Below are 14,411 nucleotides of genomic sequence, written 5' to 3'. Positions count from 1 at the left end.
CGGGTTCTGTCGCTGATCTTGTGACGGGGCTCGCTATGCCCAGTGCAGGATGCGCTGGCGGAGAAGATCGAAGTTCGCTCGTCCGTAGCCCTGGCGCTTGATCAGCTTGACTCGGCAGTTGTGTCCTTCGGCCTGGCCGGAGCTCCAGTGCACGGACAGGCCGGCCGTCACGGCGTCTTGGTCGTAGCGGAGCCCGTCGGCGAACTGCCGGAGCGCGGGCAGGTCGTCTTGCTGGACATCGTGTATCCATGCGGGCAGCCGGTCGCCGCGCAGGTGGCGGTTCATGGTGGCGAAGGCTCGGACGTGGCTGACGGCGGCGTCGAGTTCGGGGCCGGCTGCGCGGATCTGCTTGAGGTCGAGCAGGTCGTCGGGATGTAGGTTGTCGGGGTTGGTCATGATCCATTTGGTGGCCTTGCGGGGCCGGGGAACAGCCCGGGCCGCAGGCGCGGGCACCGCCCCTTGTTTGAGCAGGCGAACGTAAAGGCCGACGGTGCTGGAGCTGCCGCGATAGCCCTGGGCATGGATCTCCCGGAATAGTTGCAGGGCGTTGCCGCAGCCGTCGGTGACCCGCTGGAACAGGTAGGGCTTGTAGTCATCGAGCAGCGACACCCGGTGGACGGCCTTGGCCAGGAGTTCGTCCAGGCTGGAGGCTCGGGCGTAGCGGCGGACCGAGTAGTAGTCCAGGTTCAGGTCGCGGCTGATCCGCTTCAGCGAGCGGCCCTGGGCCACCAGGTCCTGGACCGCGCGATACCGTTCGGTGGTGCGGGCCACCAGCTTGCGGTCACGGCCGCGAACATCGAGGTGCTGGTCCGGCATCGTTGCTGCCGGGGTCTGGGGTTCTTGCTCGTCGCGGGGAAGGTCGGCGTATGCGGACTTGATGCAGCCGTAGTGGGTGCTGACGGTCTTCTCCACCGCTTCGGCGAGGTTGTGGAGCAGATGCCAGCGATCTGCGACTTGCCGAGCTTGCGGTGCTCCGATGCTGGCGGCCTCGGCGTAGGCACGAGCCCGGTCCCGGCACAGAAACTCGATTTCCGGGTGCCGAGACAACCATTCGGCCAGAGGGCCCGCTTCCCGGCCACGCAGCACGTCGATCGGTCGCCTGGTCTCCAAATCCACGATGATCGTCCCGTAGTGATCGCGTTTGCGGAGGGCGAAGTCGTCGACCGCGACCACCCGGACCAAGCCGACCGGTAGTTCGGGCAGTGCACGGACCATCCTCAGCAGTGTGTCCTTGGCCACGGGAAGACCGAGCTTGCCTGCCAGCCGGGCCCCAGGCCGAGCGGCCAGTGACACCGAGATCGACGCGAGCATCCCTCGCAACAGCGGCGTGTACCGGGCGTGCGGGCTGGTCAGCCCGGCGACCTGCTCGGCGAACGTCACCGTGCCGCACTCGGCATTCACACATTTGAACCGGCGCACCACCAGCGCGAGCACCGCTCGCACCCCGCCGACCGAGGCATCGGCGAGACGCCTCACGTACCGACCATGCACCCTGCCGGACACCGCGCCGCAGCGCGGACATGCCCCCTCGGAGACGCGGACCCGGGCATGGAAGGTAACCAGGCCTACCGCCCGATCCACGAGCTCGACCACAACGCCTGCCAGGTGGGGCAGAAGACCTTCAACACATCCTTGGGAACACTCCGAACATGATCAACTACCGGACCGTTCCACGTCTCCGATGTCACAAGATCAGCGACAGAACCCAAATACTCGTACGCACCTCTGCACACTGATGAGTACGCCGACACCCGGTCGCGGCGAGCGGGACAGTATGCTCGGCCGGACAGGTGACCGTGCCTGTGCCGGTGTCGATGGCGAAGTCATCCAGGGTGAACCCGCCGATCATGGCGGGCTGGAGCGCGGGCGGCTTGACGAGCAGCCGGTGCCCGGCATCGGTGAGGGCGGCCGCAGCTCGGCGGCGGCGTAGGCGGCATCGGCCAGGATCTGCAGCCGGAGTTCCGCAGTTCCTGGTGGTGCTGGTGACACGGTTATGGGTAACAGGCCAGGTAAGCGGCGTTCGCGGTGGTGGCACAAGGAAGTCCGATCCGTGTCACTAGGAACACCGCTCGACACCTTGATCCTTAACGTCGTCCGAGGCCAGGGTGGTGCGTGTCACCAGTGGCGACACGAACTGCGGAACCCGGGTGCAGCGGTCCGCGTTCGGCGGTGAGCAGGCCGGGCGCGACGGTGGTCTCGTGGTGGGCGGCTCCGGCCCCCGGGGCGCAGGGCGACGGCGGTGAACAGACCGGTCTCCGGCTCGACGGCCAGGTGGGCCTTGTAGCCGTCGTCACGCTGTTGCCGGCTTTTGTGGATGTGGCGGGCCTCGGGATCGACGGTGGAGATGATCCGATCGGGGGCGGTGCGGCGGGGGATCCGCCACCGCCCGTCAGTTCTCACTCAGGGACGTTGGCGGGCTCGATGTCCTGGCCGGCGATGAGAGCCAGCAGGCCGATCGCGTGCTCGGCCTGCTCGTACGGCTCCTGGCCGCTCAGCTGGCCGAGCAGGGTGAGCACGTCGATGACCAGGCCGCTGACCAGCGCGGCCTTGGCCTCTTCGTCATCCCAGGCGATCTTCGGTTTGCCCGGGTCGGTGTAGTCATGAGCGTGACAGTGCGCCGCTACCGGCGCGCTCGCGCCGGGCACTTGACGGGCCACCCGGCGGATCGCGGCGATCAGCTGAGTGATGGTGTCCTGGGTGGCCACCGCATCCAGCAGCACCGCCGAATCCAGCGCCCGCCGCGTCCGGCCGACCAGCACCCCGGTCTGCTCCACCACAGTGCGCACGGTCTCAAAGATCCGGTCCGGATCCGGCGAACGGGCCAGCCGACGCCGGAAATACGTCAACAGCGACGGATCGAACCCCTGGTCATACAGGCCGCCAACGGGGAGATTCGGGACGAGGCTGCGGGCGTGCTGAGTCTGCGCCCCCCAGGTCGAGGCCACGACCGATTCGGTGTTCAAGATCGGCTCTATCACCAAGATCTGGACAGCCACGCTGATCCAGCACCTGGTCGACGATGGTGTGCTGGATCTCGACCGTCCTGTCCGCGACTACCTGCCCGGCTTTCGGCTGCGCGATCCAGCCGCCACCGACTTCCTGACCGCCCGCCGCCTGCTCACCCACACCGGCGCATCTTACCGAAGTACGCATTGGCGTTGGCTGGTTCCATGTCCCACAACGGCCGCCCGAACCAGGCTCGCGCCTGCTCCGGGTGCATCACATCCGAGCTGATCGTCCCGTCTGACAATCCCGCCGCGGCGCGAGCGAGCACGAATCCGGCCAGGGCGTCAGTCTCCAGCGCATCCAGATCGTCCGGGGTCGCCGGGGCCCGCGCCACACGAAGATCCCGCGCCGCTGCCAGAGCCAACTCCGGCCCCCTCATCTTCGCTATCCCCGCAAGACGAACAATGAGGACGATAGACCTTCAGAATCTCTGAAGTCTCATCAATGCCGGAAGAACCAGGAATCCCAGAAAGCAAGCCCAGCTCCTGCGGCTATGGACCGGCTCCACCGGTAAGGAACTCTGGGGTTGTTTGTCACACCGTGGGACGGCTCAGCGGGCGGTGGGTGACGGTCGCCATCGTGTCCGTGCCGGGTGGCGAGCTTTGAGAGTACGGCGCGCGGGAGCATGTCGCGCGCACCTCCACCCACCGCTATGAACCCTGACTACCAGCCGACACCGTCCAGGTGCTGCACCCGAGCGTCCATGGAGAACTCGGAAACGCCACCGTCATAGAAATCAATGGGCAGCGCGGGAAGGTCGAGCCCGTCCCACCGGGCGATGAACGCGATCATGCGCTCGAGCAGGGGTTCCGGCGCCTCCGCGCAGTGCTCGCGGAGGTATTCGGCGGACGTGGACGGGCCGCTTGCCGTGCAGTGCTGCCGGAGAAACTGCTGCGCCTCGGGGGGATAAACCGCTCGAATCATCAAGAATCATCCCGCCATTATGGCTCTCCACTCGGTCGTCCTTCCGCTCCCGAAGGTGTCTCCCGCTGTGACCTGCATCGCACCTTGGCCGGGAATCTGCAACATTATTTGGCCGGATGTCACTCGTAGTGACGGGCCCCTGAGCCAGATCACGTTAGGTGGAACCTGACTGCAGTTGTGCCGTTCCGGCGGCTGGCGTACGTATGGCGCCGCACCTTCTGCTGCGGCGCCATACTCACTCATGCGGGGTATTTCTCGGTCAGCCTTTCGGGCATCCGGCCATCTTCTTCTTCATGTGCGCGGTCAGCTCGGGAGTGAACTTCACCCGGTCCGGCTGCGCCCAGACGAGCACCTGCCCCGGAGCTGTCGGCACCGCGTCACTGACGAACCAGTTGCCCGGCACCTGCTGGGCGCGGTCAGACCTCTTGCCGACCCTGAACTCCTCGATCGAGCCGTCCCGCTCGGCCAGCACGGCCCGTACCTCGTTCACGGTCATGCCGCGGAACGGTACGCAATGCAGCAGCTCACCAGTGGCGTCGGCGTCACCGGCCGATTCGTACCGCTCTCCGGGCCGGGCCGGGCGGGCGAACCATATATGCGCGCTGCCCTTGAAATCCCCGGGAATGCGGAACGAGACCGCGCATCGGCCGCCGGGGGACTCGCACTCCACCGACTCCTCCTCGATGTGGGCTCTCTCCGAGTTCTCCCCGCCCGTGACATGGCCGACCGTGCTCGGTGAGCCTGGGGCGATCGACAGGCGGATGTCGAGCCCGCGGGCCTTGAACTCGGATGCGAAGCGCTTTGGGTCGGCGTAGAGGTCCTTGACGGTGACGATCCAGTCGTCGCCCGAACGCTGGAACGCCAGCGCGGCGGCTGGTGCGATGCCGCTCGGTGCGTCGGTGGGGATGAACGCCACCCCCATCACGGCCGCGGCCGCCAGCATCGCGGCGACGGGGATCACCACCGGCCAGCGCACCCTGCGACGTGCCTTGACCGGCATCGCGACGATCTTGTGGAACAACTCCTGAGCGTCCTGCCCCTGTTTCGGCGCGTGGGGCGCGGGGTCGATGGCGGCCACGAGCCGGTCGATCTTGCTCACAGGCTTTCTCCTCTCAGGTCCGCGACCGCCTGGTCTTCTACGGTCAGCCCCAGCGCTTTGGCCAGCCGCCTGCGTGCGCGATGCAGCCTGATCCGGGCCGCCGTCGCCGTGCAGCCGAGCACTTTGCCGATCTCCGGACCGGTCAGGCCTTCCCAGCAGGCCAGCGCGAGCACCTCGCGGTCACGGGCGGGAAGATCGTCGAACGCCTCCCGCACATGGTCGAGCCCGTCCGGCCCTGACAGCCGCGCGGCGGACGACTCGTCCTTGAGCCGTTCTGCCAGCCCGGCCCTGCGGGACTGGCCGCGCCGCTGGTTGGCCAGGACGCGACGGGCGACGCCGTACAGCCACAGGCGGGCGGCCTCGCCCTCGGGCACGTCGTCAATGCGCCGCCACGCGGTGAGGAATGTCTCGGACATCACGTCCGCCGTGTCCTCGGGCGAGTCTGTACGGCGGGCGGCGTACTGGTGGATGGCCGGGTAGTGCGCGTTGTAGATCGCTTCTAAGCGGCCTCGCGCTCCCGGGGGATGGGTCACAGATGACTCTCCTCGTACCAAGGTGTCGGACATCTCGATACATGTCCGGCACCTTTTCCAAGTGTTTCACCCCGCCGTTCCGAGGGGCCCTTCCCCGTTCGGTTGCAAGTGGCGTGACCCATCGGTGCCAACAAACCTGATCGGGAGGATCCCCACAGACCAGTTCACGATGGCCCACTGGTGCCAACGCACGTGATCTGGCTTAGCCCCTGCTCGTCTCGAATCCATGCTTTCGAGACGAGGCCCCGACACCCGCAGCAGAGACATCCCCGCAGGTCGGCCAGTCTCATAAGCTGGTCCCGAAAGTGGTTCTCATAACCCTTGTTACGGCGTCAGCTTTCGATACCGTGAGGTTCGTGGACTACGGCTACGCCCGGGTCAGCACCACCGCTCAGGATCTCACCCGGCAGCTCGACACGCTCAAGGCCGCAGGCATTCCCGAGGAGCTCATCTGGTCTGATCGGCGTAGCGGGGCCACGATGGCTCGCGACGGCCTGGAGGACCTGCTGCGCCGCGTGCCGCCCCACGCTGGTCACCGGAGCACCGTTGTGACCTTGGATCGGTTGGGGCGCAACATGCGCGAGTGCCTCAATCTGGCCCACGAGCTGACCGAGCGCGGGATCGGCCTGCGCACACTCAAGGACCAGATCCCGGTGGACACCAGCGTGCCTGGTGCCAGCCTCCGACATGGCTATCGCTCTGCTGGCGATGTTCGCGCAGATGGAGCGGATCTACATGCTGGAGCGGGCGGCCAGCGCCCGGGCGGCCAAGGGAGCCCAGGAACACCGCTCGACACCTTGATCCTTAACGTCGTCCGAGGCCAGGGTGGTGCGTGTCACCAGTGGCGACACGAACTGCGGAACCCGGGCGTGAGGAGGCCCAGGCTGCGCTGCTCGCCGGCGATCTGCCCGAGGATGAGGAAGCACAACCAGAGGTCGGTTGACCACTCCCCGGCTGGCCCGGTCCCGGTTACCGTGAAGCCATGACCGGGCCCGGCGCGGGGGTGGATCCATCGCCGCCGCTGGCGCATTTGACGGTGACCGCGCGAGAGGAAGCCGTGCGGCGATTCGGGATCTTGCAGCCTCACCTGGAAGACGCCGCCGCTTTGTCCGAGGTCGCCCACACGGGCAAGATCTCGGTACGGACGGCCCGGCGGTGGGCGGCGCGCTACCGCCGGGGAGGCGTGGCCGCTCTGGCTCCCCGCCCCCGCGAGGACATCGGCCGCCGGCGCATGCCCGAGCAGCTGCAACGGGTGATTGAGGCCCTGGCCCTGCGCACGCCGCGGCTCAGCGCGGCCGCGGTGCACCGCCGGGTCCAGGAGCTGGCTCCCGGGCACGGCTGGCCGGTCCCCAGCTATCGCACGGTGGTCAACGTCATCGCGGCCCTCGATCCGGCGCTCAAGTGCCTGGCCCACGAGGGGCGCAAGCGCTACGCCGACGTCTTCGAGCTGATCGGCCGCCGAGAGGTGGACGCGCCGAACGCCAGCTGGCAGGCCGACCACACCGAGCTGGACTTCTACGTTCTGACCGAGGACGGCACCCCGGCCAGGCCCTGGCTGACGCTGCTCATCGACGAATACTCCCGGGCGATCGCCGCCCACCGGCTGTCCAACTTGCCCCTCGGTTCGAAAGGCTCTCGGCCTCGGCGTTCAAAGGCTCACCTGCCCACGTCAGCGCCCTTTCGGGCCCGGACGCTATGTCCGGCATCCGGCCGGTTCCCCGCAACTGGCCGCCTGAAGGAGCAGCCATGCCGTCGCAGGTCCCGTTGCCTTTCGGCCACCGACATCCGCTTCTTGGGCATCCTGTCCCGCCGAGGAGTTCCGCCCCTCTTGCGATCGGCCTACCAGACCACCACGGCGGCCTGGACCTCGACGGGGTTTCCACGTTGCGCGCACACGAGATACGACCGGGGAGGATGCCCTTCTAAACCCCGAGGCCAGCGGTGTTCACACGCCCAGATCAGTGGCACTGGACGCCGCTTGCCGCCTCTTCCAGCGGCCAGGCCCTGTCACCCTGGTCCTCATCCCGTCGCCCAGGGCTCTCTCTGACGAGGCCTCATCGAAGGGTTCACTCGCGTTCACCCGTCCGGTCTTCCCCTTGCCCGGTTGCTCCCCCAGACGGAACAGGGGCCCTTGGGCGTCTTCCCCGAGCTTCACACCCCGGTGAGCAAGACCCACCGACGCACGTCGGGGCGGGGACCAATCTCGAACACTGATCAGGAACTACGCATCCGGCATAACCGGTCTCCAATCTGCGAGTTCACTCGATATGCGCGACTTCGTGTCGCACCACTGAAAAAGAGCTACACCCGAAGGAATCTGTCGGTCAGCTCCACCCGGGAGGCGATCTTCAGTTTCGGCAGCAGCCGCGCCAGCACCTCGCGCCGGGTCTTGGCCGTCTCCGTCAGTTCGCCGAAGCCGTGGGAGTGCCAATAGCGTTCGTGGCCGATTAGCGCCTGGTCGTCGCGGGCGACTGAGGCCACGCCCACGGCGAGGTCGGCCTCGCGGAGGATCTCCGACAGCACCAGCGGCGGCAGATCGGCCATCGACGCCGGTTGCCCGTCGCGGTGGAAGGTGATGCTCTGGGTGGCGCACAGCATGGTGGTCTCGGTCCCGGGGGCGGAGACGATGTGCATGGCGCAGCGGGCCTGCCAGCCCGCCAGGTCGCGCACCACTTCGCCCTGGTCGCCGCCGTTCTCGTAGTCCCAGTTGCCGATGGACCGGCCGGTCCAGCCGCGCTGGCCCAGCAGGGTCCGGGCCTGGCCATAGCGCAGAAGGTGACCGGCGAAACGGTTGGAGAAGGTGCCGGTCCGCTCCTCGGCGGGGGTCAGCAGGTAGAGCTCGCGGAAGACCTGCTTGAACGGCTGGCGTACACCACTCTCGAGAAGATGGTCGCGCCACGCCGCCACCTCGTCGACGGTCGCGTGGATCGGGTGCCACAGGCCTGCCACGGCGTCGGGGGCGGGGCGGTGGCCGGCCAGTTCCCAGCCGTTGGCGGTCTTGACCGGCAGGGCCGCCGGCGATCTGCCAGACCAGGGTGCGGGCGTAGGGGCCGGTGACGGGATGGTCGAGGAAGTACTCGCTCACCTCGCGCCAGTGCCACGTCCGTTCCTGGACGATCGCCTGTTCCAAGCGGGACCGCTCGGCCGCCTGCGCCAGCTTGAGCTCCTTCAGGATGGCCCGCAGATCGGACAGCTCCGCGCGCAGATCCTTCGGCAGCGCCTTGACGGTCTTGCCGGCGGCGTTCACGTAGCGCAGGGCGGGCACGTCGGCGCACAACCTGACCCGGTAGTCGCCGATCTTCTCCTCGCGGACGCCGTCGGCGTCCAGGCCGAAGGTGGGGACCGTCCGGTCGAGCAGCTGCTCGCGGGTCAGCCCGTTCTCGACGGCCACCGCGTCGAGGGCGAGGCTCAGATTCCTCTGTACGGACCTCGCCGCGCACCTTGGCCTGGATTCTGGACAGCGGGACGATCACGTCGAGGCCACCCCTGCGGGCCAGGACGCCGACGGCGGCGTTGGTGACGGGCTCGCAGCGGCATGTGGAGCCCATCCCGTTGCTGCCGGTGCCGCAGGTCATCGCGACGTCGGTGACGAGTGAGGTCACCCAGCGCTCGTCGATGACCTGGCAGGTCCACAGGATGCCGCGCACCACGACGATGGTGTCAAGACCTTGTCCCGCCACTCCTCGTCGTCATAGCGGACGACCCAGTCTCCGCCCCGGTAGGCCACCAGCCGCGTGAGCAGCTCACGGACCAGGGTGACCGCGCCGGGGGCGAGCATCCGCGCGGCGTTCCTCAGCCACCGGGCGCTGGGCTTGGCCGAGCGGGCGGTGTTCCAGTGGCGGAACAGCGGCAGCACCTCGACCAGGCGCGAGCCGTACTCCTCGGCCAGCATGCGGGCGAAGTGGTCGGTGTCCCCCATCTCGGTCCGGACCACCCCGGCCGGGCCGTGCTCAGCGGGTTCGGTGAGCAGCTCGGTCACCTGCTCGGCCAGGAGCGCCCGCGCGTCCTTCAGCCACGGTCCTGACGTCAGCCAGCGCAGCAGGTCCCGGCTGGCCGTTCCAGATGAAGTTGGCAGATGGGGCAGGGTCTGACCTGCGGCACGACACCTCGATCCGGACGGTTTGGAGGGGAGCCGTTCAGGTTTTCCTGTCAGTCCGGAGAGGAGGCCTATGAGGGGGCAACCGTCCACAAACGATCTTTCGGCCATGAAGACCGAGTAGCGGTGCTCAGTCTCGGTGCCTGCCTACGCAGGTGTCTTGGGCAGCGCCACCAGCTATCGACCACGACTCGTGGCCGGCAGTGGTCCGGCGGAGTGGTCACTGATGACGCTGGTGATCGCCGTTCAGGGCGCGATGGCAGATCTCCATCAACTCCGGACGATTGCGAGCCAGCTCGCCCAGTGCGAACAGGATGACCGCCGCGAGAATGAGCACCACCGAAGTTCCGGAATAGACGGCGAAGGGCAGGCAACTACCCGTGAAGCCGAGTCTCTCGACGACCAGCGAGGAAGCATGGAACGGGAGGAGTGGCGCAGTGGCGGCGACGGTTAAGCAGAGCGCCGCAAGCCAGGTGAGTCGTGCCGGGTTGCGCCCGAGAGACGGCTGCCCTTGGAGGAACGATCGAAAAAGCCGATACAGCAGGACTCCAGCTGCAAACGCGCAGATACCCATCAGAAGGTCATCGCCGTGTGAGGCGACCTGCTCGGCGATGGTGGAGTTCGCTGCCAGCAGCGTGCCATCCCCTATTCTGTACAAGGCGCCTGCCACTGAGATGTCCGAGCCGCTCGACACCTCAAGAGGAAGCTTGTGGGGTATGTCCGCGCAATGCACGGCTACCACTCCGTGTGCCTGCCTACCGCCTGTGATCGCAGACGCCAGCCCCCAGATCGCCGCAACGATTCCCGCTAGCAGCGAGAGGCCGGCGAACCATCCCACAAGCGTGCGACTCACGCGATCTCCCCGCCCATCGCATCCATCCCGTTCGCCCGCGAACACGACCTCGTCAAGGTCGAGCCGCTTCGCGTGGTGGTGCACTGGCGGCCTCGCGTCGGCCGGCGACGTAGATGGTGATCACAAAGACGACCAGGGCTGCACATAGCATGCCGATTGCTTGCGTGACGCCGGTAAAGGATGACTCGCCCCACCACGACCACATCGCTATAGCGAGAACGAGCCTCAGCGCGACGGGGAGGAAGACGGAGGCGAGAAGCACGATGCTTCTGCGCCCCAGCGGGGATCGTGCGACCATTCCGCAAACGAGTGCTGTCAGGCCGAGCGGAACCAACTCCCACCACAGGACCGTCTTGGCCTCCAACAGCCGTATGACTGTGGTGGCCCCGAGAAAGACGGCGAACCAGATCAGGATTCTGCGTCGGCCGACCAGTTGTACTCCGCGTAGTGGATGGGCGGTTACCGTCAGCAGCACGGCCACGGCCACGTACGGGAGCAGGACGAGCCCGAGAGGGAGAAGGTCACTGAAACCCCAACCCCAGTCGTACGTCGGGATGATCATTTTCGTGCCGAGCCAGATGGTCCACGCCCAAGCCAGGCCGGCCGCGATCCGTCTGTGATCACGCCAGGCGAACACCGTGACCCCGACGTAGACCAGCAGCCCGAGTGTCTGCTCCACGACACTGCCCGTCGACAGCACCCCTGGCTCCGGCCCTCGCTGGATATACCTCCCAATGTCCCAGACAGCCGCGGGGAACTGCTGGATCAGCAGGACCAGCGGTCCGAGGACGGCAGCGACGCGGGCGGCATCGTGCCACCACATCAGAGATTGCGGACTGACGGGCCGGCGTAAGCGAATGGCGCCAGCTCCACCGATCAGGTCGGCCACGTCCTGCGGATGCGGACGGCGGCGGCCAGGCTCCGCCGCCGCCATGAGCACGCCGAGCATCTCCTCCTCGTGCCTGGCTCGATGATCGCGAGGGTAGAGGCGGAGAAGGCGGCGGTAGTGGCGCTCCAGGTCACTCACGCGGTCCCTCCGATGTGGTGGGTACGCAGCCGGCTGACCGCCGTTCGGGCGTTGCGCTGCAGTCGCGCCGCCTCCGCGGCCAGGCGCCGGCCGCCCTCCTCGGTGAGCCGGTAGTAGCGGCGAAGCCGCCCGTCGACGATCTCCTCCCGGTCTTCGGCGATCAACCCCTCGGCCTGCAGCCGGTCCAGGGCGGCGTACAGGGTGCCGGCCCTCAGCCGGATCTCACCGTGGGAGATGCGCTCGACGTCGGCGATGATGCCGTAGCCATGCTGGGGCTCGTGTGCCAGCGAGGTCAGGATGAGAAACGAAGGCTCCTGCAAGGCGCGTAACTTAGACACAGGATCTTTATATACCGATAGTCGGCATATTGGAAGTGTAGAAGGTGGCTCCAACGCCCTCGGCGAAGCCGCGTAGCAACACCTCCACGCCAGTGTCATCCTGAAGCAGTTCCACACCGCTGACCGTCTAGGGAACGGCTTTGCACCGGTCCGTGGTGCGTTGAGTTTGCCAGATCGCGCCGGCGAAGCGTTCCATCGGGGCGCTCCACTCCCTAATCACGACAGGGTGGACCGTGCGATGGTGCAGGATCACTTGACCGGGGCGCCGCTTGCGGGAGAACCACAAAACGGCCTTGTCGTGCCGCTCGCGGTTGGCCCGGGTGACAGTCGTGTTCAGGTGGCCGGGCCGGCGATGCCCCGGTGCGGCGGCGAATGTGGTCGGGGCGGGCTGGGCGGGCGCCAGCAGTCTGGCTCGATCCAGTGAGCGATCGGGTCGCGTTCGCCGCGCGGCTGGTAGAAGGGGTCGCAGAGCCGCCAGCCGATCTCTGTGGTGAAGCGGCTGAGCTGCTCATCGTCTCCGGCGGCCAGGCGGCGCCAGGCCGGCGAGCCGAGGAGGGCCGCGATGCTGATCGCCTCGGGATAGATGGCGGCGAACAGCCTGGACGCGCTGAAGGTCTCCTGCTCGGTGTTCTTCGGAATGAAGACGAACGCGCGGACGTTCCAGACAGCCTGGTTGAGAGCCATGCCGGGGTTGTCGTCGGGGTCCTGATCCCACAGATGGGCACAGACCATGAAGGCGGTCAGGACGGCGTCGTAGGCGGCAGCCCAGCCGTGGCGGCGGATCAGGCGAAGGTGCCGCCGTTGGGCGGCGACGATGTCCGGGAAGATCTCCAGTGTGGCCCGGGATGGTTGATGTCGGGCGGTCCGATCCAGTACTGATGCCGGATGCAGACGTAGCGGTGGTGCGGGAAGATCCGAAACGCCGGGCCGCCGGGGTGGCGGGCGTCGCAGCGGGGGCAGCCGATCTGCGGGATGTGACGGAACGCTTCCCAGATTGGGGGCGGATCGCGGAGCTCGAGCAACGCGCCGGCCAGATGGCCGGGCGGGCGGCGGGTGAGCGCGGACGGCTGGTGGATGTCGATGGTTCGCCGAGCCGGGCAGTCGGTCGGCGCTGCGAGCATGACGAAATGATCGCGACCCCTGGCGACTATGCCTGGTTCTCCTACGAGCGCTTCCCCGAGCTGGCGGAGGCCTACTGCTTCACCTACGTCCGCGGCCTGGTACCCGAACGCCTGGTGGTCCGGCTCGGTGGCCGACTTTCCGGGCCAGGCAACTTAAGCCACCCCATTGACCCGCTAACTGCCGGCCAGATTGCCCACCGAGTACGGAGTTCAAGGCTGCTGTGAAAACCGATGGCAGATGGTATCCACCTGCGTCAACAGATCTAGTCGCCGCTCCCTCCACCGGGTCCGCGCGGCGGCAGCCAGCGGCATCAACCAGGCCACCAACTCCGACTCCTCTTCCGCCGCGGTCACCTCCAGAACTATCGGGAGCAGTGCCGCAGCTACCAATGCCGTCCGCGGAGCCGTCCAGAAGCGGCCCACTGGGCCCGCCCGGTTCCACCGCTGCCTAGCCGCCTCTGCGGCCAGCGCGCCCTGACCATCCAGAGTCACATTCAAAAGGGGTAGAACCTCCGGCACCCTTCCAGCCGGATCAGGATCGCCGTTGCTTTCAAGGCCGCGAACCATTGACCGGCACTCACCACCTGGCCTGCGATCAGCGCAGGCCGGCGGCGCATCGCCACCTCGAGCACGAGTTGTTGCTGATCAGCGAGTTTGTTACTCACCGCGCTCGTGCTGATCTGCGGGATCGGCTGATCACATACGGCCCCGCTGAGGAGCGCGCCGCATCGCAACGGGGCCGGCATCCGTGAGCGAGACAGACGTGCAGGCTGGCCGGCCGGGCCCGTCGAACGGGAACGCGGCATCTCGGGCAGAGATCCACTAGCAGCGTCCTATGCATGGGACAAGCCGCGGCCCAGCTCAGCTTCCACCAGACCAGCCACGCTCCCTCCGACGCCGCCAGACACGTCGGACATGCCAGGCTGCCGAAGAACTGCGCCCACTCCCGGCTCTCTGCCCGGCGGACTGACTCCTTGTCACCCACGCGAACACCTGCCAGGTCCAGGACCGAGCCGTCGAACATCTCCAGGTGCATCCCACGCACTGTCTCGGAGCTCACGCCTGTCGCAGCCTCGATCGCTCTGTACGTCTTCGGTGTCGCAACGACGCCGTACGCCAGTGAACGGACGTCACTTGACGCGTGTACATCGAGCCCTAACGCCTCGGCCATCGTCCACGGTGGACGTCCGTTCCGCAGGGCCATCCGATCAACCCACGACGCGAACGACTCGCCGTACGCCGGTGCCACCACCAGCGCCAGCCGTCAGGGCCAGACCGTCATCATTTCTGTCCTGTCGCAATGGAGCTGGCGAGTCGCATGCTCCTGAGGAGCATGTTGTCATTTCGGGTGAGACCGCGGAGTGGCGCGGCTGAGTAACCTGCCGAGGCATCGTTGGGGGTTCGGTCTGGCGTC

Annotated in this window: 16 protein-coding genes and 2 pseudogenes; 4 read left to right on the top strand and 14 right to left on the bottom strand. The window is 67.3% G+C overall.

Going from position 1 to position 14,411, the window contains the following annotated elements; genetic code table 11:
- Positions 1-33 precede the first annotated feature (33 nt).
- Complete coding sequence (locus ACTWPW_RS48890) at positions 34-1,581, bottom strand: ISL3 family transposase (RefSeq protein ID WP_443172849.1); 1,548 nt, start codon at positions 1,579-1,581, stop codon at positions 34-36.
- Between the two features lie 815 nt (positions 1,582-2,396).
- Positions 2,397-2,963, bottom strand: a complete 567-nt coding sequence (locus ACTWPW_RS48885) for a hypothetical protein (RefSeq protein WP_443172827.1) — start codon at positions 2,961-2,963, stop codon at positions 2,397-2,399.
- Between ACTWPW_RS48885 and ACTWPW_RS48880 the strand changes: the two genes are divergently transcribed.
- On the top strand, positions 2,956-3,234 hold the full coding sequence (locus tag ACTWPW_RS48880) for a serine hydrolase (protein ID WP_443172826.1): 279 nt from the start codon (positions 2,956-2,958) through the stop codon (positions 3,232-3,234). The two genes, ACTWPW_RS48885 and ACTWPW_RS48880, sit on opposite strands and share 8 nt — an antisense overlap.
- 435 nt (positions 3,235-3,669) lie before the next feature.
- On the opposite strand, the gene ACTWPW_RS48875 is transcribed toward ACTWPW_RS48880, so the two are convergent.
- The 3 genes from ACTWPW_RS48875 to ACTWPW_RS48865 all read right to left on the bottom strand — a co-directional run bounded on the left by ACTWPW_RS48875 (position 3,670) and on the right by ACTWPW_RS48865 (position 5,562).
- Complete coding sequence (locus tag ACTWPW_RS48875; RefSeq protein WP_443172825.1) at positions 3,670-3,930, bottom strand: hypothetical protein; 261 nt, start codon at positions 3,928-3,930, stop codon at positions 3,670-3,672.
- Between the two features lie 259 nt (positions 3,931-4,189).
- Entirely contained in the window at positions 4,190-5,029 is an 840-nt protein-coding gene (locus ACTWPW_RS48870) for a hypothetical protein (protein ID WP_443172824.1), read from the bottom strand.
- Positions 5,026-5,562, bottom strand: a complete 537-nt coding sequence (locus tag ACTWPW_RS48865; RefSeq protein ID WP_443172823.1) for an RNA polymerase sigma factor — start codon at positions 5,560-5,562, stop codon at positions 5,026-5,028. The genes ACTWPW_RS48870 and ACTWPW_RS48865 overlap by 4 nt, the downstream gene beginning before the upstream one ends.
- 305 nt (positions 5,563-5,867) lie before the next feature.
- On the opposite strand from ACTWPW_RS48865, the pseudogene ACTWPW_RS48860 reads away from it, so the two are divergent.
- Positions 5,868-6,224 (top strand): annotated as a pseudogene (locus ACTWPW_RS48860) (recombinase family protein); the annotation flags it as partial.
- Positions 6,225-6,544: 320 nt separating this feature from the next.
- Positions 6,545-7,609: a helix-turn-helix domain-containing protein gene (locus ACTWPW_RS48855; protein WP_443172822.1), complete on the top strand. Its 1,065-nt coding sequence runs from the start codon at positions 6,545-6,547 to the stop codon at positions 7,607-7,609.
- A gap of 254 nt (positions 7,610-7,863) precedes the next feature.
- On the opposite strand, the gene ACTWPW_RS48850 is transcribed toward ACTWPW_RS48855, so the two are convergent.
- The 7 genes and pseudogenes from ACTWPW_RS48850 to ACTWPW_RS48820 form a co-directional block, all read right to left on the bottom strand.
- On the bottom strand, positions 7,864-8,541 hold the full coding sequence (locus ACTWPW_RS48850; protein ID WP_443172848.1) for a DUF4132 domain-containing protein: 678 nt from the start codon (positions 8,539-8,541) through the stop codon (positions 7,864-7,866).
- A gap of 40 nt (positions 8,542-8,581) precedes the next feature.
- Positions 8,582-8,809, bottom strand: a pseudogene (locus ACTWPW_RS48845) (DUF4132 domain-containing protein); the annotation flags it as partial.
- A gap of 351 nt (positions 8,810-9,160) precedes the next feature.
- The gene (locus ACTWPW_RS48840) at positions 9,161-9,541 is read right to left on the bottom strand and encodes a hypothetical protein (RefSeq protein WP_443172821.1); all 381 of its coding nucleotides are present in this window, start codon (positions 9,539-9,541) and stop codon (positions 9,161-9,163) included.
- A 337-nt stretch (positions 9,542-9,878) separates the two neighbouring features.
- Positions 9,879-10,511 carry a hypothetical protein gene (locus tag ACTWPW_RS48835; RefSeq protein ID WP_443172820.1) on the bottom strand — a complete coding sequence of 211 codons (633 nt, stop codon included), beginning with the start codon at positions 10,509-10,511 and terminating at the stop codon, positions 9,879-9,881.
- Positions 10,512-10,563: 52 nt separating this feature from the next.
- Positions 10,564-11,538 (bottom strand): hypothetical protein, encoded by a 975-nt coding sequence (locus ACTWPW_RS48830; RefSeq protein ID WP_443172819.1) that lies wholly within the window; start codon positions 11,536-11,538, stop codon positions 10,564-10,566.
- Positions 11,535-11,858 (bottom strand): PadR family transcriptional regulator, encoded by a 324-nt coding sequence (locus tag ACTWPW_RS48825; protein ID WP_443172818.1) that lies wholly within the window; start codon positions 11,856-11,858, stop codon positions 11,535-11,537. The genes ACTWPW_RS48830 and ACTWPW_RS48825 overlap by 4 nt, the downstream gene beginning before the upstream one ends.
- A gap of 351 nt (positions 11,859-12,209) precedes the next feature.
- Positions 12,210-12,560 carry a hypothetical protein gene (locus ACTWPW_RS48820; RefSeq protein WP_443172817.1) on the bottom strand — a complete coding sequence of 117 codons (351 nt, stop codon included), beginning with the start codon at positions 12,558-12,560 and terminating at the stop codon, positions 12,210-12,212.
- Positions 12,561-12,721: 161 nt separating this feature from the next.
- Between ACTWPW_RS48820 and ACTWPW_RS48815 the strand changes: the two genes are divergently transcribed.
- Complete coding sequence (locus ACTWPW_RS48815; protein ID WP_443172816.1) at positions 12,722-13,222, top strand: DUF6461 domain-containing protein; 501 nt, start codon at positions 12,722-12,724, stop codon at positions 13,220-13,222.
- Positions 13,223-13,491: 269 nt separating this feature from the next.
- On the opposite strand, the gene ACTWPW_RS48810 is transcribed toward ACTWPW_RS48815, so the two are convergent.
- Positions 13,492-13,662 (bottom strand): hypothetical protein, encoded by a 171-nt coding sequence (locus tag ACTWPW_RS48810; protein WP_443172815.1) that lies wholly within the window; start codon positions 13,660-13,662, stop codon positions 13,492-13,494.
- Positions 13,659-14,246: a TniQ family protein gene (locus ACTWPW_RS48805; protein WP_443172814.1), complete on the bottom strand. Its 588-nt coding sequence runs from the start codon at positions 14,244-14,246 to the stop codon at positions 13,659-13,661. Before ACTWPW_RS48805 ends, ACTWPW_RS48810 begins: the two co-directional genes overlap by 4 nt.
- Positions 14,247-14,411 lie beyond the last annotated feature (165 nt).

Origin of the sequence: Nonomuraea sp. KM90 (genome assembly GCF_052246675.1) — a bacterium.
GTDB lineage: Bacteria > Actinomycetota > Actinomycetes > Streptosporangiales > Streptosporangiaceae > Nonomuraea.
The sequence above is the reverse complement of the archived record's forward strand: the minus strand, read 5'-3'. Positions and strand labels throughout refer to the sequence as shown.